The 25,025-nt window shown below is 70.3% G+C and carries 18 protein-coding genes; 8 read left to right on the forward strand and 10 right to left on the reverse strand.

Annotated features, from left to right (window positions below; translation table 11 throughout):
• Window positions 1–56: 56 nt before the first annotated feature.
• From pulA to AWZ10_RS46035, 3 genes are all read right to left on the reverse strand, one after another.
• A complete protein-coding gene (pulA, locus tag AWZ10_RS46025) occupies window positions 57–5,489 on the reverse strand; it encodes a pullulanase-type alpha-1,6-glucosidase (RefSeq protein WP_060894217.1) in 5,433 nt (1,810 codons plus the stop codon).
• A 140-nt stretch (window positions 5,490–5,629) separates the two neighbouring features.
• Complete coding sequence (locus AWZ10_RS46030; RefSeq protein ID WP_060894218.1) at window positions 5,630–7,012, reverse strand: alpha-amylase; 1,383 nt, start codon at window positions 7,010–7,012, stop codon at window positions 5,630–5,632.
• A 241-nt stretch (window positions 7,013–7,253) separates the two neighbouring features.
• The gene (locus AWZ10_RS46035) at window positions 7,254–8,117 is read right to left on the reverse strand and encodes an oxidoreductase (protein WP_060894219.1); all 864 of its coding nucleotides are present in this window, start codon (window positions 8,115–8,117) and stop codon (window positions 7,254–7,256) included.
• 74 nt (window positions 8,118–8,191) lie between these two features.
• Between AWZ10_RS46035 and AWZ10_RS46040 the strand changes: the two genes are divergently transcribed.
• On the forward strand, window positions 8,192–8,845 hold the full coding sequence (locus AWZ10_RS46040; protein WP_046707412.1) for a helix-turn-helix domain-containing protein: 654 nt from the start codon (window positions 8,192–8,194) through the stop codon (window positions 8,843–8,845).
• A 115-nt stretch (window positions 8,846–8,960) separates the two neighbouring features.
• Here the strand turns inward: AWZ10_RS46040 and AWZ10_RS46045 are convergent, their stop codons facing one another.
• From AWZ10_RS46045 to AWZ10_RS46060, 4 genes are all read right to left on the reverse strand, one after another.
• On the reverse strand, window positions 8,961–10,643 hold the full coding sequence (locus AWZ10_RS46045; protein ID WP_060894220.1) for a glycoside hydrolase family 13 protein: 1,683 nt from the start codon (window positions 10,641–10,643) through the stop codon (window positions 8,961–8,963).
• Window positions 10,644–10,828: 185 nt separating this feature from the next.
• On the reverse strand, window positions 10,829–11,740 hold the full coding sequence (locus tag AWZ10_RS46050) for a sugar ABC transporter permease (protein WP_046707414.1): 912 nt from the start codon (window positions 11,738–11,740) through the stop codon (window positions 10,829–10,831).
• A gap of 13 nt (window positions 11,741–11,753) precedes the next feature.
• The gene (locus tag AWZ10_RS46055) at window positions 11,754–12,758 is read right to left on the reverse strand and encodes a carbohydrate ABC transporter permease (RefSeq protein WP_046707415.1); all 1,005 of its coding nucleotides are present in this window, start codon (window positions 12,756–12,758) and stop codon (window positions 11,754–11,756) included.
• A 104-nt stretch (window positions 12,759–12,862) separates the two neighbouring features.
• The gene (locus tag AWZ10_RS46060; RefSeq protein WP_060894221.1) at window positions 12,863–14,131 is read right to left on the reverse strand and encodes an extracellular solute-binding protein; all 1,269 of its coding nucleotides are present in this window, start codon (window positions 14,129–14,131) and stop codon (window positions 12,863–12,865) included.
• A gap of 479 nt (window positions 14,132–14,610) precedes the next feature.
• Between AWZ10_RS46060 and AWZ10_RS46065 the strand changes: the two genes are divergently transcribed.
• Both AWZ10_RS46065 and AWZ10_RS46070 read left to right on the forward strand, forming a co-directional pair.
• A complete protein-coding gene (locus AWZ10_RS46065; protein WP_046707417.1) occupies window positions 14,611–15,645 on the forward strand; it encodes a LacI family DNA-binding transcriptional regulator in 1,035 nt (344 codons plus the stop codon).
• Between the two features lie 132 nt (window positions 15,646–15,777).
• Window positions 15,778–16,641 carry a phosphatase PAP2 family protein gene (locus AWZ10_RS46070; protein ID WP_046707418.1) on the forward strand — a complete coding sequence of 288 codons (864 nt, stop codon included), beginning with the start codon at window positions 15,778–15,780 and terminating at the stop codon, window positions 16,639–16,641.
• Here AWZ10_RS46070 and AWZ10_RS46075 read toward each other — a convergent pair.
• Window positions 16,631–17,563, reverse strand: coding sequence for a LysR family transcriptional regulator (locus tag AWZ10_RS46075; RefSeq protein ID WP_046707419.1), 933 nt, complete (start codon window positions 17,561–17,563; stop codon window positions 16,631–16,633). The two genes, AWZ10_RS46070 and AWZ10_RS46075, sit on opposite strands and share 11 nt — an antisense overlap.
• 73 nt (window positions 17,564–17,636) lie before the next feature.
• Between AWZ10_RS46075 and AWZ10_RS46080 the strand changes: the two genes are divergently transcribed.
• Window positions 17,637–18,623: a DMT family transporter gene (locus tag AWZ10_RS46080; RefSeq protein ID WP_079104727.1), complete on the forward strand. Its 987-nt coding sequence runs from the start codon at window positions 17,637–17,639 to the stop codon at window positions 18,621–18,623.
• Here the strand turns inward: AWZ10_RS46080 and AWZ10_RS46085 are convergent.
• Window positions 18,589–19,365 (reverse strand): MBL fold metallo-hydrolase, encoded by a 777-nt coding sequence (locus AWZ10_RS46085; protein WP_060894222.1) that lies wholly within the window; start codon window positions 19,363–19,365, stop codon window positions 18,589–18,591. The two genes, AWZ10_RS46080 and AWZ10_RS46085, sit on opposite strands and share 35 nt — an antisense overlap.
• 114 nt (window positions 19,366–19,479) lie before the next feature.
• On the opposite strand from AWZ10_RS46085, the gene AWZ10_RS46090 reads away from it, so the two are divergent.
• Entirely contained in the window at window positions 19,480–20,076 is a 597-nt protein-coding gene (locus AWZ10_RS46090; protein ID WP_107084490.1) for a CGNR zinc finger domain-containing protein, read from the forward strand.
• Window positions 20,077–20,115: 39 nt separating this feature from the next.
• Here AWZ10_RS46090 and AWZ10_RS46095 read toward each other — a convergent pair whose 3' ends face one another.
• A complete protein-coding gene (locus AWZ10_RS46095; protein WP_046704395.1) occupies window positions 20,116–23,163 on the reverse strand; it encodes a bifunctional [glutamine synthetase] adenylyltransferase/[glutamine synthetase]-adenylyl-L-tyrosine phosphorylase in 3,048 nt (1,015 codons plus the stop codon).
• Window positions 23,164–23,392: 229 nt separating this feature from the next.
• On the opposite strand from AWZ10_RS46095, the gene AWZ10_RS46100 reads away from it, so the two are divergent.
• The 3 genes from AWZ10_RS46100 (at window position 23,393) to AWZ10_RS46110 (ending at window position 24,961) form a co-directional block, all read left to right on the forward strand.
• Entirely contained in the window at window positions 23,393–23,824 is a 432-nt protein-coding gene (locus AWZ10_RS46100; RefSeq protein ID WP_159015037.1) for a hypothetical protein, read from the forward strand.
• A gap of 102 nt (window positions 23,825–23,926) precedes the next feature.
• Complete coding sequence (locus AWZ10_RS46105; protein ID WP_046704394.1) at window positions 23,927–24,442, forward strand: pyridoxamine 5'-phosphate oxidase family protein; 516 nt, start codon at window positions 23,927–23,929, stop codon at window positions 24,440–24,442.
• Between the two features lie 78 nt (window positions 24,443–24,520).
• Window positions 24,521–24,961 carry a VOC family protein gene (locus tag AWZ10_RS46110; protein WP_046704397.1) on the forward strand — a complete coding sequence of 147 codons (441 nt, stop codon included), beginning with the start codon at window positions 24,521–24,523 and terminating at the stop codon, window positions 24,959–24,961.
• Window positions 24,962–25,025: the final 64 nt, after the last annotated feature.

Genomic DNA, 25,025 nt, shown 5'->3' on the forward strand with positions numbered 1-25,025 from the left:
GAAGCTCGGGTGGTGCGGGCCGTCCCCTCCCCGCCCGCACCACCCAAACTAGCGCTCTACCGCTCGGATCGTGCGAATACCGCCACGGTCCGCCCCGGAACGACGAACGTCCCCGATTCCGCTTCGTACGACGAGGTCCGGACGGTAGAGTCCGCACCCGCCGCCTGCACCTGGTGCAGGACGTATCCCGTCCCGGCCAGGTCGTCCACGGTCTGCTTCCGCCTCTCGGGGGTGGCGTTGAAGACGACGACGAGGTCGCCGAGTTCCATGGTGATCACGCCCGGGGTCTCGTCCTTCCCCGACAGCGGGAAGGACAGCTCCGACTGCACCTGCCCGGCCGTGTCCAGGGAGAACACGTCTTCCGTCGTACGGATCCTCAGCAGGTCCCGGTACGCCGCCGAGGCCCCCTCGATCTGCTCGCAGCCGACGCCGACCGAGGTCAACAGGGGCTTGGCATAGGGCCACTTGGACTCGTTGTCGGCCGCGAGGGGCAGTCCGCGCCCGAAGCCGTTGCCGTCCCGGCAGTCCCAGTGGATCGCGTTGAACCAGTCGCCGCTGTCGTACGAGTTCCGGTCGAGGGACTTGGACCGCAGCAGATCGGTGCCGGCCTGGGAGAGCGCCGGGCCCTGCGAGAGGGCGGCCGTGGCCATGGCGAGGACCTGCATACGGGACCGGTCGGCCGCGCTCGTCGACTTCGGCAGTTTGAAGGCGAGCGCGTCGAACAGGGACTCGTTGTCGTGCGCGTCGACATAGGCGAGGGCGTCGCCGGGGGCGTCCGCGTATCCGGCGGCGGCCCCGTTGTAGTCGACCTCGGAGCCCTTGACCTCCTTGCCGTCGGTGTCGGTGAACCGGTAGTTCGCGAGGTTGCCGCTCAGGCCGACCTTGATGAGGTCCTGGTAGTGCAGCAGCCGTGCCTTCTGCTCGGCCGGAGTGCCGTTGTCCTTGGAGGAGTTGGGCTCGGTGTAGAGGCCGGACGCGAAGCCCTGGACACCCGGGTCCTCGTCGAAGGGTCCGCCGCCGCGCACCGCGTCACGGGCCCGGTCGGAGAAGGTCGCGACGCCCGTCCCGGCCATGTTCTTCTGTGTGGCCTGGGTGAAGCGCGCGTCGTCGGCGACCTCGCCGAAGTTCCAGCCCTCCCCGTACAGGATGATCTTCTTCCCCTCGACGCCGTCCTTCTTGGGGGTCAGCGCGTCGAGCGCCTTCCTGACCGCCAGGATGTTGGCCTTCGGGTGGTGGCCCATCAGGTCGAAGCGGAACCCGTCGACCTTGTACTCCTTGGCCCAGGTGACGATCGAGTCGACGACGAGCTTGCCCATCATGGTGTTCTCGGGCGCGGTGTTGGCGCAGCAGGTGGAGGTGGCGACGGATCCGTCGGCGAGGAGCCGGTGGTAGTAGCCGGGGACCACCTTGTCGAGGACGCTCTTGTCGGCCTGGCCGCTCGCCGGGGTGTGGTTGTAGACCACGTCCAGCACGACCCCGAGGCCGTCGCCGTTGAGTGCCTTCACCATCTTCCGGAACTCGACCGTGCGCCGGGTGCCGTCCGGGTCGGTCGCGTACGAACCCTCCGGGACCGTGTAGTGGTACGGGTCGTAGCCCCAGTTGAACCCGTCCTTCGCCGCGGCCTTCGCCACGCACTCCTGCTGCTGGTCGGAGTCGGCGGCGTACGAGCCGAGGTCGCAGTCGACACTCGCCTGGTCCGCCTTCCTCTCGGGGATGGTGGCGATGTCGGCGACGGGGAGAAGGTGCACGTACGACGTGCCCGCCTTCGCCAGCTTCCGCAGATGCTTCGAGCCGTCGCCGCCCTTGTCGGTGAAGGCGAGGTAGGTGCCCTTGTCCTTCGCGGGCACGGCCTTGTCGGCGATGGAGAAGTCCCGGACGTGCAACTCCTGGATCCGCGCGTCCTTCAGCGGTACGGCCTTCGGCTTGGTGTACGACGACCAGCCGCTCGGCGCGAGGGACCTGTCCGCCAGGTCGACGACGAGGCTGCGCTCGGAGTCGGCGGTCAGCGCCACGGAGTACGGGTCGGTGACCTTGTTGGTGACGACCTCGCGGACGCTGGGCGCCCACACCTTCACGACGTACCGGTAGGGCTTGTTCTTCCAGGACTTCGGTCCGGTGACGGACCAGACTCCGGTGGCGTCGTCCCGCTTCATGGGGAGCGTCCTGCCGTCGAGGTCGAGGGAGACCCCCTGCGCGGTGGGCGCCCAGACGGCGAGCGTCGGACGGCCCTTGCGGAAGGTCGGGCCGAGGTCGGCGTCCGCCGCGCTCCTGCCGTACAGGTCGTCGAGCACACCGGCGATCTGCACGCCCGTCGCCGCGAGCACGGCCCCGGTCGCCGCGCGCTGGGAGGCGACGAGCTGACCGCGCAGGGCCTCGCGGACCCGGTCGCGGTCGCGTGGGTCGACGGTCCACGCCGTGTACGACTTCAGGTGCGGGAACCTCGCCTTCTGGGCGTCGGTGAGGGCCGACTTCGTGAGGCGGAGCCGGCGCTCGTCGGTGCTGGTCAGCGCGCCGTCCTTCGCGGTGATGGAGCCGGTGCGGGAGGAGAGCAGCTGAGTGGACGCGGCGGTGTCGTTTCCGTTCCACGCGACGGTGTTCCGGTCGATCCAGACCGCCTTGGAGGTGGTCAGGTCGAGGGCGGCCGCGCTGCCCGCGGGCTGCGGGAGCAGGTACTTCTCCTGGCCGTTCAGCAGCCACACCTCGTGGCCGACGGCCTTGAGGTCGAGCGACTGGTCGGTGGAGAGGTCCTTCTCGTCGCCCTTGTGGATGATGTAACTGAGGCTGGTGGCCCCGTCGGTGAGCGGTACCTCGAAGACGGCACCGTAGGCGTCGGTCCGTACCGGTTCCAGGGGCTTCGACCAGTCCGTGGGGTTCGCGGCGCCGGACCAGACGTGCAGGCCCCAGCCGTCGTGGTTCCCGTCGGCGCGGTGGTAGTGCAGGACGGCCTTGGCCTTGTCCTGCTCGGGGTAGTCGCCGGTCGGCTTCTCCGTCAGGACGGCCTCCTTGCCCTGCTCGACCCAGATCTCGCCCGTCTTCGTGACGTCGATCGAACGGTCGGCGGGGACGTCCTTGTCGCCGTCCTTGTCGATGACGAGGTAACTGACGTTCGAGGCACCGGGCTTGAGCTTGACGTAGGCGAAGGCGCCGTACGCGTCCCGCCCGACGAAGTCGTGGCCGTCCGGCCAGGTGGTCTCCTCCCCCGAGGCGATGTCGCCCCAGGCGTACAGCCGCCAGTCGGTGTAGTCGCCGTCGGCGCGCTTGTAGTGGACGATCGCGTAGTCGCGTGACGAGGCGGTGGGGGTTTCGGGGGCGGGCGGGGTGCCCGTGGTGGAGGTCGCGGTGGCGCTCGCCGTACGTCCGGCTCGGTCGATCACAACTGCCTTGTACCGCAGGGCGGTTCCGGCGGCAACGTCCTCGCCGATGGTCTGGGTGACCCGGTACGGGGCGTGGTCGGCGGAGCCCAGCGTCTTCCACTTGCCGTTGCCGACCTGCGCGGCGAAGACGACGCGGTTGAGCTGTCCCCCGTCGACGTCGGCGCCGATGTCCACCGTGCCGGTGGCACCGGTGGCCGGGGCCTTGAGGGTGAGGGACGGCTCGGTGGCGGGCTCGGCGAGCGGGTCGGCGGCCTTGAGGACCATCGCCGACCCGGCCGGGACGGTGACGGTGACCTCGCGGTCGGCGTCGCTCGTCACCTTGGCGTCGGTCCCGTAGATGCCCTTGAAGGCCATGCGGGCGGAGCCGGTCGCGAAGTCCGCCGTCTTGGCGTCGCCCGCGTTGTTGAAGGCGACGATGTACTCGGTACCGGTCTCGGTGTCCGTGCGGGAGAAGGCGTAGACGCCCGCCCCGTCGGCCGCGTAGCGCTCGGTCTGGACGCCGTCGGCGAGGGCCGGGTTGGCCTTGCGGAGCTTGGCGAGAGCACTGATCCGCCTGTAGAGCGGTGCACTCGTGTCGTACGCGTCCGAGGCGTGGGTGCGGTCCGTGCCGAGTTGGTCGTCGTCCAGGTAGTCGGCGACCTTGGAGGCGAACATGGTCTGGCGGGAATCCTTGTCACCGCCCGCGCCGGTGAAGCCCTGCTCGTCGCCGTAGTAGACGACCGGGTTGCCGCGGCTGAGGAACATCAGCTCGTTGGCGAGCCGGTCCTTGGCGAGCAGTTCGGCGTCGTCGGCCTTCGGGTCGTCCTGCTCGACGAAGGTCCCGATCCGGCCCATGTCATGGTTGCCGAGGAAGGTGACCTGCTCGTACGCGTTGGCCTTGTCGGTCGTGTACTTGTAGTCGTCCCCGAACACCGAGGCGAGCTTCCGAGCGCTGCCACCCTGGGAGGCGTACGCCCGCGCCGCGTCCTGGAAGGGGAAGTCGAGCGTGGAGTCGAGGCGGCCCTGGGTGACGTACGGGGAGGTCACCGACGTGTCGGCGGAGTAGACCTCGCCGAACATGAAGAAGTCGTCGCGGCCCTTCTTCGCGGCGTACGCCTCGAGCGCGGTGGCCCACTGGGTCCAGAACTCCGTGTTGACGTGCTTCACGGTGTCGATCCGGAAGCCGTCGATGTCGAAGTCCTTCACCCACTTCTCGTAGATCTTCTCCATGCCGGAGACGACCTCGGGACGCTCGGTCCACAGATCGTCCAGCCCGACGAAGTCGCCGTACGTGGCGGACTCTCCGGCCCAGGTGGAGTCGCCCCGGTTGTGGTACATCGTCGGGTCGTTCAGCCAGGAGGGGACCTTGGCGTTCTTCCTGGCGGCAGGGACGACGGGGGTGCGGGGGAAGGAATCCCGGTCGACCTTCGGGAACCGTTCGCTCCCGTCCGCGTAGTCGGCGTCGTCGAAGGGCTCGCCGTCCTTCGTCAGATAGGGGAAGGCGCCCTTGGAGAGGTAGTCGTACGACTTCTGCTCGTAGTCGACGACATCGGCGGTGTGGTTGGTGATGACGTCGAAGAAGACCTTCATGCCCTTGGCGTGGGCCTTGGAGATCAGGGTCTGAAGGTCCTTGTTGGTGCCGAAGTGCGGGTCGACCTGGGTGAAGTCGGTGATCCAGTACCCGTGGTAGCCGGCGGAGGCGTTCTCGCCGGTGCCCTGGACGGGCTGGTTCTTGAAGATGGGCGCCATCCAGATGGAGGTCGTGCCCAGGCCCTTGATGTAGTCGAGCCGCTCGGTCAGGCCCTTGAGGTCGCCACCCTGGTAGAAGCCCTTGTCGGTGGGGTCGTGGCCGGTGGCGAGGCGCGAGCCGGTGAGGCCGCCCTTGTCGTTCGCCTTGTCACCGTTGGCGAAACGGTCCGGCAGGACGAAGTAGAACTGCTCGCGGGTGAGGTCGTGACGGGCGGCGGTCTTCGCCAGCTTCGCGTCGGACGGCGGTGCGGGCGGGGTCGCGGCCCCGGCCGCGAGGGGCTGGACGAGCGCTGCGGTCAGCGCGGTCACGGTGACCGCGCCGACCACTGCGGCCCGTTGGGCGTGGGCGGTACGGCGCCTCGACGGCGTCGGCCATCTCGGTATCACGGATGGACTCCTTGCGATGACGGCTCTGGTGGGTCCGACCCCGCGCGACCGTATCGCCGCCGAAAGCTTTTCAGCAAGAGGCTTGAAAGTAACGGAAAGTGCTTCCAGATGTGCTTGTCGCGGTCAGCGGGTGGAATCCCTCAGCAGGTGGACTTGCCGGCGTAGATCGCGAGGGCGGTGTCGGAGCCGAGGGTGGCGGTGAACCGGCCCGAGCCGTTGACGGTCACCGTCGTGTTGCTCTGCACGTTGCAGTACGTGCCGGCCGCGAGGGAGGTCTGGTACGTGCGGCTCAGGCTGCCCGACTCGTGGTTGACGGCGACGAAGCCCTTGGCGCCCCGGCCGAAGGCGATCGCGTCGCCCCCGTTGTCCCACCAGTCGGTGACGGCCTCACCACGGGTGGCGTTGCGGAAGGGCACCATGCGCATGATCTCCGGCCAGGCGTGCTGACACTTCCACCCGTCCTGCCAACAGGCGTTGACCGTACCGCCGTTGGGCGGCCCGGCGTCGGTTGAGGAGAACTCGTAGCCGGAGTTGATGTCGGGCGCGCCGTAGGGGTGGGCCAGCATGAAGACGTTGGCCATCGTGTAGGTGGCGTTGTCCTTGTAGCTGAGCGTGGAGCCGTTGCGCTCGGTGTCGTGGTTGTCGACGAAGACCCCGGCTACGGAGCTGCTCAGGTAGCCCCAGCCCTCGCCGTAGTTCTTCAGGTAGGCGAGGTTCTCGTTGTTGAAGACCCGCTTGAGGTCGAAGGCGTACCGGAATTCCTGGACATCCCCGTTCCCCGTGTACTCGCTCGGCCGCACGGCCTCCCCGGAGCCGTAGATGGCCTCCTGCTTCCAGTACACGGACGTGTTGCTCAGCCGCGACTTGATGTTGGCGAGGTCGGCGGCGGGGATGTGCTTGGCGGCGTCGATCCGGAACCCGTCGACGCCGTACCCGAGCAGGCTGTTCATGTATCCGGCGATGGCCGACCGGACGTACTCCTCACCGGTGTCCAGGTCGGCGAGGGTGACGAGTTCGCAGTTCTGGACGTTGGCGCGGTGGGCGTAGTCGCTGATGGTGGTGGTGCAGTCGTCGAAGTCGAAGGAGGAGTAGAGGCCGGGGTAGTCGTACTTCGTGTAGGACGAGCCACCGGTGCCGGTGCCGCTCCCCGCGGACATGTGGTTGACGACGGTGTCGACGACGACCTTGAGGCCGGCCGCGTGGCAGGTGTCGACCATGTTCCGGAAGGCGGTGGCATCCCCGAGCCGCCCGGCGATCTTGTAGCTGACGGGCTGGTACGACGTCCACCACTGCGAGCCCTGTATGTGTTCGGCGGGCGGCGAGACCTGGACGTATCCGTACCCGTTCGGTCCGAGGGTGTTGGTGCACTCCTTGGCGACGGAGGCGAAGCTCCACTCGAACAGGACGGCGGTCACGTCCTTGGTTCCGGGCGGCGACGCGTACGCGCCGCCCGCGGGCACCGCCAGGGCGATCGACGCACCCGCCGCGAGAGCGAGCGCACCGGAGAGGGTTCTGCTGGCCATGTGTGGGGTCCTTCTCCGTTGAAGGGGTCCGAATGAAGGGATCCGAAGGATCGATCGAAGGGCCTGGGGAACCCGACGCGATCCGCGCAAGATCTGTTGCCGTTTCTTGCTGCAAGACGGCTGAAAACTTTCAGCCGACAGGAAGGTACGAGTCCGCTTGTCGCACGGTCAACCCTCCGGACACACCTTCTTCACGCCCCCGAAATCTCTTCACAGGGCGGGCTGTTGGGGAGGCGGGACGTCAGGAGAGGTCCGCGAGGTCCTCTCGGGTGAGGGTGATCGACGCGGCGGCGGTGTTCTCCTCCAGGTGTTCGAGTGAGCCGGTGCCGGGGATGGCCAGGGTGACGGGAGAGGTGGCGAGCAGCCAGGCCAGGGCGATTTGCGGGACCGTGGCGCCGCGCCGCCGCGCGACCTTGGTGATGCGGTCGCCGGTGAGGTCGGTGAGGCCGCCGCCGAGCGGGAAGAAGGGCACGTAGGCGATGCCGGCCTCCTCGCAGGCGGACAGGAGAGCGGTGTCGTCGCGCCTGTCGGCGTGGAAGTGGTTCTGGACGGCTGCGACGGGGGCGATCGCGCGGGCCTCGGCGAGGTGACCGACGCCCACGTTGCTCAGGCCCAGGTGGCGGATCAGGCCCTCCTCACGCATGGCGGCCAGGGCCTCGAAGCGTTGTGCGACGGACTCGCCGTGGGGTGGCAGCCCTGCGCCCCCGATGCGCAGGTAGACCAGATCGAGGCGGTCCACGCCGAGGGTTTCGAGGTTCTCCTCGACCATCGGCCGCAGGTCCGCGGGGTCGGTGGTCGCGGCGAGGCCGCCCTCCGGGGTACGGGCCGGGCCGACCTTCGTGGCGACGGCCAGGTCGGCCGGGTAGGGGTGAAGGGCCTCGCGGATCAGGGTGTTGGCGCGGACGGTGCCGTCACCGCTGGTGTAGAAGGCGGCGGTGTCGATGTGGTCGACGCCCAGTTCGACGGCACGGCGCAGGACGGCGCGGCCGGTCTCCGGATCGCGGGCCGGGCCGTGGAAGGTGTTCGTGGGCAGGCGCATGGCCCCGAAGCCGAGGCGGTTGAGCGGCAGGTCGCCACCGAGGCGGAAGGAGTTGTCATCGTTCATGAACTCAGCCTGGGCGAGTGGCTGTTCGGGTCGCGAACCGCTGGCAGGTTACTGCCATCGGGCACAATGGCGGGGTGGCAGAGATCGTGACGATCCGCGGTGACCTGGAGCTGCTCACCCGTACCGGGCACCTGTTCTCCTCCGTCCAGGAGGAGTTCGTCTGTGCCGCCCGTGACCTCGACACCTGGCCGCGCCCCGAAGCCCGCCGGACCGCCCGTGTCCGGCTACAGGGCAGTGGCTCTCACCGGATCCGCAAGCTGCTCAGCCCCGCCGCGCTGGCCGACGAACACAGCCGTGAGCACCTGAGCGAACTCGCCGACCGGGGCGCCCTGGTGCGGATCGCCGCCACCGCTCTCCCCCACGAGACGATCATCGTCGACCACCGCTTCGCGATCCTGGCCGGCGCGCACTCCCCCGGTGGCCGCGAGTACACCCTCACCACCGCCCCCACCCTGGTCGGCGGGGTGTACGCCCTGTTCGAAGCCGCCTGGGAGACCGCCACCGACCTCAAGGCCTTCCTCCGCGACGAGCGGCCCCGACTCGACACCGAGAGCCGGAAGGTCCTGCGCGCACTGGGCTCGGGTGCCACCGACGAGACCGCCGCCCGTCAACTGGGCATGTCCCTGCGGACCTACCGCCGCCGGGTCGCCGAACTGCTCGACACGTTGGACGCGGGGTCGCGGTTCCAGGCGGGGGTGCGGGCGGGTGAGCTGGGCTTGAGCGGCTAGGCCCGCTGGGTTCACGGCGGGATCAGCCGGACGTGGCCACCACGCCCCGGTCCCAGGCCCACGGAACGCGGGAGGCTCGCCACCCGAACCGGGTGGCGAGCCCCTCGATGCCCGGTCAGACGGTCGTCCACCAGACCGTCGTGTCCCCCGGCAGCTTCGCCTCGTCCTCGCCCACGGTCAGCTCGCCGCTGGCGACCAGGACGCGGCCGTACGCCGGGATCGTGACCGCCTCGCCCGTCGTGTTCGCGACGCACACGAAGTCACCCCGGCGGAAGGCCAGGACACCGGCGGGCGCCTTCAGCCAGTCGACCGAGTCGCCCGCGCCGAGGCCCGGCTCCGCGCGGCGGACGGACAGGGCGGTGCGGTACAGCTCCAGGGTCGAGTCCGCCGTGCCCGTCTGGGCCTCGATGCTCAGCTCGCCCCACCCGGAAGGCTGCGGGAGCCAGGAGCCGCCCCCGCCGAAGCCGTACGACGGGCCGGACCGGGTCCACGGGATCGGGACGCGGCAGCCGTCCCGGAAGCCGTCCTGGCCGGCGCCCCGGAAGTACGCCGGGTCCTGGCGGACCTCGTCCGGGAGGTCGACGACGTCGGGGAGGCCCAGTTCCTCGCCCTGGTAGACGTAGGCCGAGCCCGGGAGCGCCAGCATCAGCAGGGAGGCCGCGCGGGCGCGGCGCAGGCCCAGTTCACGGTCGCCTGCCAGGCGGATCTGCGTGCCCAGGCCCGGTTCGTTCGCGAAGCGGGTCGCGTGGCGGGTCACGTCGTGGTTCGACAGGACCCAGGTGGCGGGGGCGTTCACCGGGCGCATCGCGTCCAGGGTGCGGTCGATGACGACCTTCAGCTCGGCCGCGTCCCAGTCCGTGCCCAGGTACTGGAAGTTGAAGGCCTGGTGCAGCTCGTCCGGGCGGACGTAGTTCGCGGTGCGCTCGACCGTCGGGGTCCACGCCTCCGCCACGAAGATGCGCTCCCCCGCGTACTCGTCCAGCACCAGGCGCCACTCGCGGTAGATCGCGTGGACGCCGTCCTGGTCGAAGAACGGCATGACATCGTTGCCCAGCAGTTTCAGCTGGTCGTGGGCGCCGAGGTCCGGGAGGCCGTCCGCCTTGACCAGGCCGTGGGCCACGTCGATACGGAAGCCGTCCACGCCCATGTCGAGCCAGAAGCGCAGGACGGAGCGGAACTCGTCGCCGACCGCCGGGTGGTCCCAGTTGAAGTCGGGCTGTTCCGGGGCGAACAGGTGCAGGTACCAGGCGCCCGGGGTGCCGTCCGGCTCCGTCACCCGCGTCCAGGCCGGGCCGCCGAAGATGGACTCCCAGTCGTTCGGTGGGAGTTCGCCGGACGCGCCCTTGCCCTCGCGGAAGTGGTAGCGGTCGCGCAGCGGGGAGCCCGGGCCCTCCGCCACCGCCCTCCTGAACCACTCGTGCTGGTCGGAGGAGTGGTTCGGGACCAGGTCGACGATGATGCGCAGGCCCAGGTCGTGGGCGTCGCGGATCAGGGCGTCCGCGTCCAGCAACGACCCGAACATCGGGTCCACCGCGCGGTAGTCGGCGACGTCGTATCCGGCGTCGGCCTGGGGCGAGGCGTAGAAGGGGCTGAGCCATACGGCGTCGATGCCGAGATCGCGCAGGTACGGGAGTCGGGAACGTACGCCCTCCAGGTCGCCCATGCCGTCGCCGTTGCTGTCGGCGAAGCTGCGCGGATAGACCTGGTAGATCACCGCGTCGCGCCACCAGTCGCGGCGGGAGGCGACGGTGGCGAGCGCGGAGTTGTCGGCCGGGTCGGCAGAGGAGTGCTGGCTCATGACGTCCTTGGTACGTAAAGGAGTTCGGGACATGTGTCGAGGCGTCGGTGTATCGGTCGATGCAACGGTCGGTGTATCGGTCGGTCGACGAGGCGGCCGCGGTGACAGCGGGGTCGGATGGTCACCGCGGCCGCCAAGTGGTCCCGTACGACGAGGCGTACGGGAGTCTGTTCCGCCGAAGGGCCTCAGCCCTTCGTGCCGCCGGCCGTCAGCCCGGTCACCAGGTTCTTCTGCACGAGGTAGAAGAACGCGGAGACGGGGATCGCGACCAGCACCGCGGTGGCGGCCATCAGGTTGCGCTGGGCGTCGTGTTCGCTGACGAAGCTCTGCAGGCCGACGGCGAAGGTGTACTTCGTGTCGGACAGCATGAACGTCGAGGCGAAGGCGACCTCCCCGAACGCGGTGATGAAGCTGTAGAACGCGGCGACCGCGAGGCCCGGCTTGGCGAGCGGCAGGATCAGCCGTGCGAACGTGCCGAAGGGGCTCAGCCCGTCGACGCGTCCCGCCTCGTCGATCTCGAAGGGGATCGTGTCGAAGTAGCCCTTGAGCAGCCAGGCGCAGTACGGCACGGCCGTCGAGCAGTAGACGAGGACGAGTCCGAGGTAGCTGTCGATGAGCTTCAGTTCCGACAGGATCTCGTACATCGGCACCATCAGTACGGCCACCGGGAACATCTGCGTGACCAGGAGCACCCACATGAACTTCCGGTAGCCCGGAAAGCGCATGCGGGAGACCGCATAGCCGGTGGTCGCTGCGATCAGCACCCCGATGACGGTGGTGCCGAGCGAGACGACGAGGGTGCTGACCAGCCAGTCGAAGAACGGTGTCTCCTGGAGCACGTACGAGTAGTTGGCAAATGTCATCTTGCCGAAGATGCGCCCTGGATGCAGGTAATCGTCCTTGTCCGGGCCGAGGGACAGGAACAGCAGCCAGGCGATCGGGAACAGCGCGGCCAGGCTCGCCACGACGAGGATCGCGTGGGAGGCGAGGGAGCCGGCGAGGCTGTTCTCGCCGCGTCGGCGCGTGTCGCGGGGCGCGGCGGTCCGCGTGGCCGGCCGGTCCTCCCCAGCCGTGGTCTTGACGGTCGTGGTGCTCATGGGGGCTCCTGCCTCAGATCGCGAACTGCTGCTCATCGCGGTTCAGCCAGCGGCGGTAGACGGAGGTGAAGACGATCAGGATGGCCAGCAGCAGGATGCCGTAGGCCGCCGACTGCGCGAAGTCACGCGGCTGCTGCCCGAACCCGAGGTAGTACGCCCAGGTCACGAGGATCTGCGCCTCGGGCGCGGTGTCGCCGAACAGCAGGAAGATGACGGCGAACTGGTTGAACGTCCAGATGACGCCGAGGAGTACGACCGTGGAGCTGACGGACCTCAGGCCCGGCAGGGTGACGTAGCGGAAGCGCTGCCAGGCGCTCGCGCCGTCCATCTCGGCGGCCTCGTACAGGGACGTGTCGATGGACTGCAGTCCGCCGAGCAGCGAGACCATCATGAACGGCACACCGCACCACGTGTTGACCATGATCGCGGCGAACCGCTGCCAGAAGGTGTCCTCCAGCCACAGCGGGGCCGGCAGGTGCAGCGCTTCGAGGGCGGCGTTGATGACACCGCCGTCGGCGAGCATGAACCGCCAGCCGAAGACGGTGACGAAGGTGGGCACGGCCCACGGCAGGACCAGGATCAGCCGGTAGAAGGTGCGTCCGCGCAGCTTCTGGTTGAGCAGCAGCGCGAGGCCGAGGCCGATGACGTAGTGCAGGGCGACGCAGAGCGCCGTCCAGACGATCGTCCAGACGAAGTGCGACCAGAAGCGGTCGTACGAGGTCGGGCCCCACAGGATGTCGGCGTAGTTGTCGAAGCCGATGAACTCGTAGGTGGCCTCGATGTGGTTGACGCCGATCGTGCGCGCCGAGTTCAGGCTGTTGGCGTTGGTGAGCGTGAGGTAGAAGCCGCGCGCCAGCGGATACAGCACCAGGACGCCGAGCACGACGACCACCGGGGCGATCATCGCGTACGCGTACCAGTACCGCTGGTACGACTGCCTCAGACGCGTCAGCCGGCCCGGGCGCCCGCCCGGTTCACCTCGGCGCTTGCCGGTCGCTCGGTCGATGGCGACTGTCATCGTTCGACACCTTCTGGAAGATCAGGGGCTGGGCTGGGGACAGGCCGGTGACCGCCGCATCCGTCCCCCGGTGGAGCGGGGGAGGACGCGGCGGCCACGCGGGGTCACTTGCTGAAGTCCGGGACCAGCTTGGCGATCGCGGTCTCCGCGTTGCCCAGGCCCTTGTCGAGGGACTCCTTGCCGCCGGCGATCGCGAGCAGCTCGGTGTCGAGCGGGCCCCACAGGGAGCTGTACTCGGGCAGCTCGGGGCGCGGCTGGGCGGCGGCGAGGACGGTCTGGTAGCCGGCGATGCCCGGGTCGGCCTTGACCGCGGTGGTGTAGGCGTCGTCACGCGTGGGCAGCGTGGAGTTCTTCAGGGCGATGGTCTCCTGGGACTTCGCCGAGGTCATGAAGTTGATGAACTTCAGCGACGCCTCCTGCTTCGCCTTGTCCGAGCCGGCGTAGACCGACAGGTTGTGACCGCCGGTCGGGGCGCCCGCCTTGCCGGAGGTGCCGGCCGGGACGGTCGCGATGCCGAGGTTGGCCTTGTCCTTGAAGGCCTCGCCGTTGTAGAAGTTCGTGATCTCCCACGGGCCCTGGATGATCGAGGCGACCTTGCCGTTGACGAAGGCGTCCTGGATGTGGGCGTAGGCGTCGGCGGTGGTGTCCGCCTTGTGCAGGCCCTTGCCGTCGAAGAGGTCCAGCCAGGTGCCGTACGCCTTCTTCGCCTCGGCGGAGTTGACGGTGATCTTCTTGGCGGCCACGTCGACGGTGTCGGTGCCGTCGCCGTAGAGGAAGGACTGGGCGTAGTAGGCCTGGGTGGAGCCCCAGTAGCCGTCGACGCCCGTCTTGTCCTTGACGGTGGCGGCGGCCTTCTTCAGGTCGTCCCAGGTCTTCGGGGCCTCGACGCCGGCCTTCTCGAAGAGCTCCTTGTTGTAGACCAGCGCGAGGGTGTCGGTGACGAACGGGACGCCGTAGGTCTTGCCGTCGTACTGAGCCTGCTTGATCAGGCTGGGCTGGAACTTGTCCTGGTCCTTGAGGGCGTCGGTGCCGTCCAGCGGCAGGAAGAAGCCCTTCTTGGCGAAGGCGGGGGTCCAGCCGACCTCGGAGCGCAGGATGTCCGGGGCGCCCGTGGCTCCGGCGGCGGTGTCGAACTTGTTCTGCGCCTGGTCGAAGGGCACGTTGACGTACTTGACCTTGATGTCCTTGTTGGCGGCCTCGAACTCCTTGACCAAGGCCTTGTACGTCGGTGCCTCATTGGTGGCGTTGGAGGTGTCCCACCAGGTGATGGTGACCGGACCGTCGGCTGAGTCGCCGCTGTCGCTTCCGCCGCAGGCCGACGCCGTGAGGGCGATCGACGCCACCAGCGCGGTGGCCGCTATGCCACGCCGCATGAGATCTCCTTGAGGGTGAAAGCCCGTGTGCTCGGGGCCGGCCAGGGCCCCTGGGAGGGCCCCGTCCGCCGCTCCCGCCGCCTGGGGCGTCGTTGCCGCCGCCGGGCGTGGCCGAACGTAACAGCGATGTAAGCCGGACGAAAGACCTTGCTGCAAAAAAGTGCAAGAACCGGTGATGGTTACGCCGCCGTGACCTGCCCTCGACCACCCCGAAACCCAGCATCCAGGCCGCTCAGCGCGCATGGTGGCGACCATGAAAGACTCTGCAAGCTCTTGCCACGACGCGCGCGTACGGCCATCATCACTCCGTCAGCGCCTTGCGGAAGCCACCCCTTTCCGCGCACGGGCGCCCCCACGGACACCGACCAGAATCACGAGGGACCGCGATGACGCAGCAGCCCGCAGCGGGCCGCACCCCCGCCCGCACCCGGCGCCGGGCCGGTGGGCAAGCGCAGGCCCGGCCGGTACAGTCCAGTGCTGTGACCACACGGCTTGCCGACATCGCAGCCCAGGCGGGGGTCAGTGAGGCGACTGTCAGCCGCGTCCTGAACGGGAAGCCGGGCGTCGCCGCCACCACTCGCCAGTCCGTTCTGGCCGCCCTCGACGTGCTGGGCTACGAGCGGCCCGTACGGCTGCGTCAGCGCAGCGCGGGCCTGGTGGGCCTGATAACCCCGGAGCTGGAGAACCCCATATTCCCGGCCCTGGCCCAGGTCATCGGCCAGGCGCTGACCCGGCAGGGCTACACCCCGGTCCTCGCCACCCAGACCCCCGGGGGTTCGACGGAGGACGAGCTGACCGAGATGCTCGTCGACCGGGGCGTCGCCGGCATCATCTTCGTCTCCGGTCTGCACGCCGACACCTCGGCCGACATGCAGCGCTACGAGCAACTGCGTGCCCAGGGCGTGCCGTTCGTCCTCGTGGACGGTTTCTCGCCGAAGGTGCAGGCCCCCTTCATCTCGCCGGACGACCGGGCGGCGATGTCCCTCGCGGTGACGCATCTGGTGTCCCTCGGGCACACACGGATAGGTCTGGCCCTGGGCCCCAAGCGCTTCGTCCCGGTCCAGCGCAAGATCGAGGGTTTCGTCCGTACGATGCAGGACCAGCTGGGCCTGGCGGCCGCGACCGTCGAGTCCGAGTTCGTCCAGCACTCCCTGTACACCCTGGAGGGCGGCCAGGCGGCGGCCCTGGCGCTCATCGACCGGGAATGCACGGCGGTGGTGTGCGCGAGCGACATGATGGCGCTGGGTGCGATCCGGGCGGCCCGGCAGCGGGGCCTTCAGGTGCCGCAGGACGTCTCGGTCGTCGGTTTCGATGACTCCCCGCTGATCGCGTTCACCGATCCCCCGCTGACGACGATCCGCAAGCCGGTCCCGGCGATGGGGCAGGCCGCGGTGCGTACGCTGCTGGAGGAGATCGGCGGGACTCCGGCACCCCACAGTGAGTTCGTGTTCATGCCGGAACTGGTGGTGCGGGGTTCCACTGCTTCGGCCCCTGGGGACCGGAGTCGTACCTAAGACGGAGAAGGCGGGGAGCTGTGCAATACGTGCGTAGGAGATGTCCGTCCGCCGTACCCCGACAGAGGTGCGTGATGAACCAGACCAGAGGATGATCGGTGGGGTACCGCTTTTCTGGCAGACTCTGTGCCCATGGGTGATTCGACCGTGACGACACTGGAGGAAGGCCGGGAGCAGGCCGCTCCGCGGTCCGTCACGGGCGCGCCGGGGCAGGGGTTCCTGCACCGACTGAGAGTTCCGCGTCGCCCTCGTCTCTGGTTCGAGATCCTGCTGATCGCGGTGAGTTACTGGACGTACTCCCTGATCCGCAACGCGGTGCCCGAGCAGAAGACGCAGGCGCTCAGCAACGCCGACTGGATCTGGAAGGTGGAGCACCACCTCGGGATCGCGATCGAGGAGACGGTCAACCACTCCGTGAACTCGGTGACGTGGCTGATCGTCGGCATGAACTACTACTACGCGACCCTGCACTTCGTCGTCACGCTCGGTGTCCTCGTGTGGATCTACCGTAGTCATCCGGGTCGTTACGCGGCGACCCGTCTGGTGCTCTTCGCCACCACCGCGGTGGCCCTGGTCGGCTACTACTTCTATCCGCTGGCCCCGCCCCGTCTGATGACCAACGAGAACTTCATCGACACGGTCGTCGTGCACCAGACCTGGGGCTCGATGGCCTCCGGCGACCTGAAGAACATGTCGAACCAGTACGCCGCGATGCCGTCCATGCACATCGGCTGGTCACTGTGGTGCGGGTTGACGATCTTCGCGCTGGCGTCGGTGCCGTGGGTGCGGGTGCTGGGCCTGCTCTACCCCACATTGACGCTCGTCGTGATCGTCGCCACCGCCAACCACTTCTGGCTGGACGCGGTGGGCGGCATGCTGTGCCTCGCGTTCGGCTTCGGCGTGGCCCGGGTCTGGTACGGGGCGCTGCCGTACGCGCTGCCCCGCCAGGTGGCGGGACGTGCCGGGGAGACGGAGTTGGCGCCGGTCAAGGCGTAGCCGCGCGGCCGGGTTCCGCCTGTCGCGGGCCCGAGGCGTGGGCGGCGTCCCGCAGCGCCCGTACGAAGGTGCTCAGGGCGGGCTGCGGCGGAGCCGTCTCGCGTACGGCCACGTGGATGGAGCGCCGGGGTTCCGGGCCGGCGAGGCGGCGTATTACGACATCCGGGTGGGGGCTGCCCAGGCCGAGCCGGGGGATGAGGCCGACGCCCAGTCCGGCGGCGACGAAGCCCTGCGCGGTCGTGTAGTCCTCGCTCTCGACGACGAACCGGGGCCTGAATCCGGCCGCGGCGCACGCGTCCAGCTCGGCGTCCAGGCAGGGTCCCGGCGACTCGCTGCCGACCCACGGCTCGTCGGCGAGGGCGGACAGTTCGAGGGCGGGCCGGCCGGCGAGGGGGTGCGCGGCGGGCAGGACGGCGAAGTAGGTGTCGTCGAGCAGGTGCAGCAGCCGTATGCCCTCGGGGTCGGCCCCGCGCGGCAGTACGACGATCGCGAGGTCGGCCCGGCCCTCCTTGACGGCCGGGAGCGGGTCGTCGGGGTCGATGAGCTTCAGCTCGACCTGGACGCCGGGGTGCTCGGCGCGCAGCCGGGCGACGGCGGGGGCCACCAGGGAGGCACCCACCGTGGCGAAGTACCGCACGGCGAGCCGTCCCGTGCGCCCCTCCCGCAGATCGGCCAGCGCGGTCTCCGCCTCCGCGACCTGCCGGCCGATCGTGCCGGCGTACTCGGTGAGCAGCAGCCCGGCCGCCGTGGGCCGCACCCCGCGCCCGACCCTCTCCAGCAGCGCGATCCCGGCCTCCTTCTCCAGGGCCGCGACCTGCTGGCTGATCGCGGAGGGCGTGTAGCCGAGCGTGGTCGCGGCCGCCGTCACCGAGCCGCTGGTCACCACGGTCCTGAGCACCTGCATCCGACGCACATCAAGCATGTAGACCAGCTTAAAGGTATGTGCATGATTCTTCGCTTGTCCTTATGTGTCCTGGTGCCCGACCGTGGAGCACATGCCTCTCGCGTCCACACTCCGCATGGCCCTGCTCGCCCTGCTCTGGGGCTCCGGCTTCCTCTGGATCAAGCTCGCCCTCAACCACGGTCTGTCCCCGCTGCAGATCACCGTCACGCGCTGTGCGCTGGGTGCGGGGGTCCTGCTGGCCCTGGCCCTCGCCGCCCGTCAGCGCCTGCCGCGCGACCGGCGGACCTGGGGCCATCTGCTGGTGGCGGCCTTCTTCTGCAACGCCCTGCCCTTCGCCCTGTTCGGCATCGGCGAGCAGACCGTCGACTCGGGCACGGCGGGCGTCCTCAACGCGACGACACCCCTGTGGGCCCTGCTCCTCGGTCTCCTCCTCGGCACCGACCGCCCCCTCTCCCCCGCCCGCCTCACCGGCCTGCTGCTCGGGTTCGCCGGAGTCCTGCTGATCTTCGCGCCCTGGCAGCGGGCGGGGCTGATGACCGGGGGTGCGCTCGCCCTGCTCGGGGCGGCCGTCAGCTATGCGGTGGCCTTCGCGTACATGGGCCGCCATCTGATGAGCCGCGACGCCCCGCTGGCGGTGTCCGCCGCGCAACTCCTCACGGCGACGGGGTGGGCAGGGCTGGCACTGCCCGCCGGGAGCTCCCTCGCGGCCGGGGTGGACCTGACCGCCCTTGCCGCGGTGACCGTCCTGGGGATCTTCGGGACAGGGATCACCTTCTACCTCAACTACCGCCTGATCGCGGACGAGGGGGCGACGAGCGCGGCGACGGTCGGCTATCTGCTCCCGGTGGTGTCGATCGCGTTGGGCGCGCTGTTCCTCGACGAGAGGGTGGGGCCGCGGGTGATCGCGGGGATGGTGGTGGTTCTGGCGGGGGTGGCGCTGACGCGGCCGCGCAAGGGGGCGGCGGGGGTGGGGGTGGATCCGACCGCGGGTCCGGCTACGGATGCGGTCCCGACTACGGCCACTGCCGCCGCTACCGCCACTGCTACCGCAGGCGGTCGGCCAGGCCCGCGGCGGTGAAGGCGGCGTCCAGTTCGTCGCGGCCCTCGGTGAAGTGGCCCCAGCTGTCCAGGTGGACGGGGACGACGCGGCGCGCGCCGAGGACGGCGGCGGCTTCGGCGGCCTGGGCACTGTCGAGGACGAGCAGCGCGCCGTCGAAGATGTGGCCGCGGGGTGCGCCCGCGAAGAGGACCGCCGTGTCCACCGGGCCGAACCGCTCGGCGATCTCCTTGACCAGCGTGAGCGAGGCGTTGTCGCCGCTGACGTAGACGGTCGGCAGGTCGGCGGCGGTCAGCACGAACCCGGTGACCTCACCCGCGACCGCCTCCACGCCCTGAGCCCCGATCGCCTCGGGGCCGTGCAGCGCGGGCGTGGCCGTGACGGTGACGGTGCCGCCGTCGGGGCGCCGCACCTGCGTGGACTCCCAGGGCGCGAGGCCGCGTGCGGTGCCGCCCAGACGGGCCGCGCCGCCGGGGGTGGTGAGGGTGAGGGGTACGTCGGCGAGGAGGGCGCGGCCCAGGTGGTCGAGGTTGTCGGGGTGCTGGTCGTGGGAGAGCAGGACGGCGTCGACGGGGCCGAGGCCGGCGGGCGTGATGGTGGCGGGCGCGGTCTTGGTGAGGTGGTGGCCGCCGGGGAGGGGGTAGTCGCCGGGGGCGTCGAAGGTGGGGTCGGTGAGGAGGCGGAGGCCGCCGTACTCGATGAGGGCGGTGGGACCGCCGAAGACGTGGACGGGGATCTCGGTGGCGGTGCGGGCGTCGGTCACGGAAGGAACTCCTCATGGACGGGTGGCGGAGCATCCATGAGTTTCTCACGGATGAATGGCGAGCTATCCGTGAGTGACGGTAGCCGTCTCTCACGGATGAAGGCAACCCGTACCATGAGACTCATGAACGAGGCCGTGACCGTCGAGCCCGCGCCGGGGGCCGAGCAGTACCCCGCGCTCGACTTCGCCAACAGCGCGCCCGCCCTGCCCGGGGGCCATTTCCTTGACCTTCTCGGGACGCCGGTGACGGCCGACCGGTGGCTCACCGCACACGACCTCACCCCCGTGGACGCCGGGATGCGGGAGACGTGCGCCGCACGGTTGCGGTCACTGCGCGAACAGATCCGGGCGCTGCTGGCGGCCCGTGTGGACGGTCGGCCCGCGCCGCCGAGCGCGCTGGCCGCCGTGAACGACGCGCTGACCCGGGCCCCCGCGGCCGCACTCCTGCGCTGGGAGCCGGGGCGCGGGATGTACCGGGCGGCCTCCCACCCCACCACGCAACTCGTCGACCACGCCCTCGCGGTCCTCGCCGCGAACGCCGCCGACCTGCTGACCGGCCCCGACGCCGGCCGGCTCACCGCCTGCGGCTCCAGCCCCTGCAACCGCTACCTCCTGCGCCACGGCCGCCGCCACTGGTGCTCGACCCGCTGCGGCGACCGGGCACGGGCGGCACGGGCGTACGCGCGGCGGACCGGGCAGGAGCAGGGGTGACCGGGCCCGACGAATGCCCGGGGAGCGTGGCCGTGGGCCTCACCCCCCGTAGAACAACTCCTCCACCACGCCCCGAGCCCGCCGTGTGATCCGGCGGTAGTCGTCGAGCATGTCGCCCACATGTCCCGGGCCGTACCCCAAGTACCGCCCCACGGCGGCGAGTTCCCGGCCGTCGGACGGGAACGTGTCGCCGGCCCGGCCCCGTACGAGCATCACGGCGTTGCGTACGCGGGTGGCCAGTACCCAGGCCTCGTCGAGTACGGCCGCGTCCTCGGCGCTCACCAGGTCGGCCGTGCGGGCCGCGGCCAGGGCCTCGCGGGTGCGGGTCGTGCGCAGGCCCGACTCGCTGCGTCCGTGGCGGAGCTGGAAGAGCTGGACGGTCCATTCCACGTCGGACAGGCCGCCGCGGCCGAGCTTGGTGTGGAGCGTCGGGTCGGCGCCGCGCGGCATCCGCTCCGACTCCATACGGGCCTTCAGGCGCCGGATCTCGCGTACGGCGTCGTCGCCGAGTCCGTCCGCCGGATAGCGCAGTGGATCGATGAGCTCGATGAAGCGGCGGCCCAGTTCCTCGTCACCGGCGACGGGTTCGGCGCGCAGCAGCGCCTGCGACTCCCAGCCCAGCGACCAGCGGCGGTAGTAGGCCTCGTACGACTTCAACGTCCGTACGACGGGCCCGGACTTGCCCTCGGGGCGGAGGTCCGCGTCGATGAGGAGGGGTGGGTCGGCGCTCGGGAGCTGGAGCAGGCGCCGCATCTCGGCGACGACCGCGTTCGCGGCGCGGGCCGCCTCCTGCTCGTCGGTGCCCTCCCTCGGCTCGTGGACGAACAGGACGTCGGCGTCGGAGCCGTAGCCCAGTTCGTGGCCGCCGAAGCGGCCCATGCCGATGACGGCGAAGCGGGTGGGGAGGGTGTCGCCCCAGCGTTCGCGGACCACGGCCCGCAGGGTGCCGGCGAGGGTCGCGGCCGTGAGGTCGGAGACCGCGCCGCCGACGAGGTCGACGAGGGCGCCCTGGTCGGATGGGGGTCCCCCCGTTCGAGCGAAGCCGAGAATGGGGGAGGCCGGGGACGCCTCGGTGCCGTAGGAACCGACGATGTCCATGGCGGCCGTACGGAACAGTTCGCGGCGGCGGACGCCGCGCGCCGCCGTGACGCCCTGTTGTGCGCTGTCGGCGCGGCCGACGGCGGCGAGGATCTCCTGTTCGAGGTGGGCGCGTTCGCGGGGTTCGAGCCCGCCTGCGCCGCCCGCGACGCCGTCCCCGTCGCCGAGGAGGGAGACGGCCTCGGGGGCGCGCATGAGGAGGTCGGGGGCGAGGCGGCCGGCGGAGAGCACGCGCGCCAGGTTCTCCGCGGCGGCCCCTTCGTCGCGCAACAGCCTCAGATACCACGGGGTTCTGCCGAGGGCGTCCGAGACCTTGCGGAAGTTGAGGAGCCCGGCGTCCGGGTTGGCCGAGTCCGCGAACCAGCCCAGCAGGACCGGCAGCAGCGTGCGTTGGATGGCCGCCTTGCGGGAGACGCCGGAGGCCAGGGCCTCCAGGTGACGGAGGGCGGCGGCCGGGTCGGCGTAGCCGAGGGCGACCAGGCGTTCGCGGGCCGCGTCGGCGCTCAGCCTGGTCTCACCGGGGGCGAGTTGGGCGACGGCGTCGAGGAGCGGACGGTAGAAGAGCTTCTCGTGCAGCCGGCGTACGACGGCCGCGTGGCGCCGCCACTCGCGGTTCAGCTCGACGAGCGGATCGGTGCGCAGACCGAGCGAGCGGCCGAGGCGCCGCAGGTCGTCTTCGTCCTCGGGGACGAGGTGGGTGCGGCGCAGGCGGTAGAGCTGGATGCGGTGTTCCATGGACCGCAGGAAGCGGTAGGCGGCGTCGAGTTGGGCCGCGTCCGACCGCCCCACGTACCCGCCGGCGGCCAGCGCGCCCAGAGCGTCGAGCGTGGTCCCGCTGCGCAGCGAGGTGTCGCCGCGCCCGTGCACGAGCTGAAGCAGCTGCACGGCGAACTCGACGTCCCGCAACCCGCCCGGCCCGAGCTTGAGTTGACGTTCGACCTCGGCGGCCGGGATGGTCTCCACGACCCGGCGGCGCATGCGCTGCACGTCGGCGACGAAGTTCTCCCGCTCGGCCGCCTTCCACACGAGCGGTTCGAGCGCGGAGACGTACTCCTCGCCGAGGTCGAGGTCCCCCGCCACCGGCCGGGCCTTCAGCAGGGCCTGGAACTCCCAGGTCTTGGCCCACCGTTGGTAGTACGCGAGATGACTGCTGAGTGTGCGGACGAGCGGGCCGTTGCGCCCCTCCGGCCGCAGATTCGCGTCGACGGGCCAGATACTGCCCTCGACGGTCGTCTCGGAGCAGATCCGCATCAGGTGCGAGGCGAGCCGGGTGGCCGCCCGGATCGCCTTCTGCTCGTCGGCCCCGTCCGCGGTCTCCCCGACGAAGATGACATCGACGTCGGAGACGTAGTTCAGCTCGTGGCCGCCGCACTTGCCCATCGCGATCACCGCGAGCCGGCACAGCGCCGCGTCCTCCGGGGCGGCGGCGCGGGCGATCGCGAGGGCGGCGCGCAGCGTGGCGGTGGCGAGGTCGGCGAGTTCGGCGGCGGTCTGGGCGAGGTCCGTCGTACCGCAGACGTCACGGGCGGCGATGGAGAGCAGGCAGCGGCGGTAGGCGACCCGCAGCGACACCGGGTCGGTGGCCTCCGCGAGCCCCTGTTCGAACTCCTCGACGCCCGGATGCAGGTCCTGCGCCTCGTACGTCACGAGCGCCTGCCAGTCCTGCGCGTGCCGGGCCAGATGGTCGCCGAGCGCGGCGGACGCGCCGAGCACCCCCAACAGCCGGTCGCGCAGCGGCTTCGCCGCTATCAGCGTGTCCAGCACCGACCGTCGCGCCGTTCGGTCCGGCTGCGCCTCCAGCAGCCGTACGAGACCCAGCAGCGCGAGGTTGGGGTCGGCGGTCGCCCCCAGCGCGTCCAGCAGCACCGGGTCGTTCCGTACGGCCGACAGCTCCTCGCTCTCCAGCAGCCGCTCGGCGGCGCTGGGATCGGTGAAACCGTGCCGCAGCAGTCGCGAGAACGTGCTGCTCCTGCGCCCCGGCGCCGTCATCCAGGCCTCCCGTCGGATCAAGCCCGCTCGTCCGCTCACCCGATCGCCGGACTCCGTCGATCAAGGTCGTACGGGCTTGAGCCTAACCGGAGAGCCTGGGAGAAGCGCCGGTCGGCGGGGTCCGGGTTCGGTGGCGACGAGAGGTTCCACGGAGCCCCGGCCGGGGCGGCCCACCGGTGCCGCTGTCACGGCGGGCCACTTTCGCCATGCCCACGTCTACTCTGCCGAGGTGGGTGACGAGAAGGACGGCGGGAACGGCTCGATACGGCGTCGTTCGTGGGGGCCGGTGCTGTCGTCGGAGCCGGTGGTGACCACCGTCCTGCTGGAACTCGCCGGTCTGGCCGTCTACGGAGTCGTCACGCTGGTGGGGTGGCTGTTCGGATCGGCGCCCGACCCCCATCTCGCCGCGTTCACCGCGACCGTCGCCGCGGCCGGGCCCGCGATCGAGCTGTACCGCGAGGGGCGCCCGCCGCGCCGGCTCGCCGTCGTCGCCGCCCTGCTGACGCTGGCGGGGTTGAGCCTGCTCGGGGCCGCGGCGACGAGCTGGGCCCTGCCCCCGGCGGCCGACCCGGGCCTCGGTCTCCTGGTCGGCTATCTCGTCGCGATGCCTGCCGGTGTCGCTGTGCTGGCTCGGTTTCTCGGCGGGGAGGAGCCCACGTGACGTCGGAGTGCGGAGCGCGCCGACGCAGTGTGGGATGAGTTTCGGCGCTCTGTGGAGTCTGCCCTTGTACGACAGGCGCCCGGTGACAGGAAGAGACACCCCATGTCCGACACCAGCACACCGCAGACCCGGCTCGACCCCCGCTACAGCGACCCGGACGCCGCCGCGATCCCCTGGGCGGAGGCCGAGGCGCGGCTGTCCGGCGCCGGGCTGTTCTGGATCTCGACGGTACGGCCGGACGGGCGGCCGCATGTGACGCCGTTGCCCGCGGTGTGGTCGCGGGGGGCGTTGCACTTCTGCACGGGGCCGGAGGAACGGAAAGCCAAGAACCTCGCGGAGAACCCGCACGTCGTGCTGACGACCGGTACGAACACCTGGGACGAGGGCTACGACCTGGTGGTGGAGGGTGAGGCCGTACGCGTGACGGAGGACGGCCGGCTGCGGGAGCTGGCCCTCGCGTGGGAGGCGAAGTACGGCAGCTTCTGGCACTTCGAGGTACGGGAGGCGTGTTTTCAGCACGGCGCGGGACGGGCTTTCGTCTTCTCGGTGGCGCCCGACACGGTTTTCGGCTTCGGTAAGGGGGAGCCGTTCAGCCAGACGCGGTGGCGGTTCGGCTGATGCGCGGGCTCGCGCAAGGAACCGGCACGAAAGATGTGCCCGGGCACTCCCGTCAACGGCTACTTGGAGGACCAAGGGATGCAGTACACGCTCGAAGTGATTCCGCTGCCCGTGAGCGACATCGACCGGGCCCGGGACTTCTACCGGGACAAGGTCGGTTTCCATGTCGACATCGACCAGGAGGTCATGCCGGGCATGCGGATCGTCCAGCTGACTCCCCCGGGGTCCGGCTGTTCCATCGCCCTCGGCGACGCCATCTGGGACATGGCCCAGGGCCCCAAGCCTGCCCCCGGCGCCTATCAGGGCCTCCAGCTCTGTGTCGCCGACATCAAGGCCGCCCACGCCGAACTCCTCGAACGGGGCCTCGACGTGTCCGAACCCGTCCAGTACGCCCCCGACGACGGCGCCACCTTCATGTACTTCAAGGACCCGGACGGCAACGGGTGGGCGATCCAGGAGTACCGGCGCAGGGTCACGGAGCCGCTGCACCAGGTGCTGGCGGGCCTGGCGGAGCAGTAGCAGCCGGCCTGGCGTACCCGTCGTGGCGGACCGCCGGGGGCCGGCGGCGGTGCGCGGCGGTGCG

This window comes from Streptomyces europaeiscabiei (assembly GCF_001550375.1).
GTDB classification, from domain to species: domain Bacteria; phylum Actinomycetota; class Actinomycetes; order Streptomycetales; family Streptomycetaceae; genus Streptomyces; species Streptomyces europaeiscabiei.